The sequence below is a fragment of the Pedobacter agri PB92 genome, from assembly GCF_000258495.1.
Classification (GTDB): domain Bacteria; phylum Bacteroidota; class Bacteroidia; order Sphingobacteriales; family Sphingobacteriaceae; genus Pedobacter; species Pedobacter agri.
In genome coordinates this window covers 1-1174 of the sequence record NZ_AJLG01000332.1, presented here as the reverse complement: position 1 = coordinate 1174, position 1174 = coordinate 1, and the positions used below count along the sequence as shown (strand labels likewise).

Here is a 1174-nt window from a genome sequence, read left to right as displayed (position 1 = left end):
ACGTACACACTGCGCTGTAGATATTGAAACTAAATTAAGCCAAAGAGATGATAATCTGGGCGTAAGGACCGGAACGGTAATGATCCATCTCTTCAAACCTCGTTCATTAGCATAACCCAACAACATATTTTTATACGTCAGAATATCAGGTCCGCCAATATCAAATGTTTGATTAAAAGCTTTTTCATTGTGTAGTACCCCAATTAAATAGCCTAAAACATCGCGGATACCAATCGGCTGACATTTGGTTTTTACCCACTTTGGCGCAACCATTACCGGAATTTTCTCGGTCAAATCTCTAATGATTTCGAAAGAGGCGCTTCCAGAACCAATGATTATTGCCGCTCGTAAAATGGTACAGGCAATGCCTGAAGATTTTAATTCTTCCTCAACAGCTAAACGGGAACCTAAATGTTTTGATAAGTGTTCATCATTTGCAATCCCGGTAAGGTAGATGATTTGCTTACAGTTGGTTTTCTTAATGGCATTTGAGAAATTTTCTGAGGATTGCCTTTCCATATCATCAAAACCACTATCACTTGATGACATTGAATGAACCAGATAATAAGCGGCATCGATATCAGAGGGAATTTCATTCAATGTATCTGCTTTGAGCAAGTCGCCACTGATAATTTCTACTTCCTCACTTAGATCAGATTTTGCTGCAAATCTACGCTCATCCCTAACCATACAAACTACCTGATGACCTTCTTCCAATAGCAGCGGCAATAACCTTGTTCCAATATAACCGTTTGCGCCAGTAAGCAGTATTTTCATGATGATCAGTTTTAAATTACAACACCTTACAATCGTATTTGTTATTGATTATCAGTTAGATTAAAGAAAAATAACATTCCCGCAAGCTATATTTTTATCTATAATCCGTCATAATGCTGTAAAACAGTCCGTATTATTAAAACTACACCAGCGCTTGCACAACAAATACTCATAAACTTCGTATTATTATTTCAGAAATCAACCAAACATCCCTTAATGAAGAAAATCTTTTTAGGCATTGCCGCGATTGTTTTAGTGAGTATGAGCATTGTCGGAACAAGTTGGAAAGCAGAAGAGCTTCCACAAACACAACAACAAACAGTTAAAAATATTGCTGCTGACAGTATTTACAATCAATTCATTTCAGATATCTATTATGCTGCTCATCTGGATTCTG

2 protein-coding genes are annotated in these 1174 nt (G+C 36.9%); one reads left to right on the top strand and one right to left on the bottom strand.

Translation table 11 applies throughout. The features are described 5' to 3' along the window. Positions 1 to 777, bottom strand: a 777-nt coding sequence (locus ON09_RS23715; RefSeq protein ID WP_010603558.1) for an NAD(P)H-binding protein, incomplete at its 3' end; no start/stop codon positions are given. Positions 778 to 993: 216 nt separating this feature from the next. Between ON09_RS23715 and ON09_RS23710 the strand changes: the two genes are divergently transcribed. Next, positions 994 to 1174: hypothetical protein (locus ON09_RS23710; RefSeq protein ID WP_039843151.1), on the top strand; the 181-nt coding region annotated here is incomplete at its 3' end.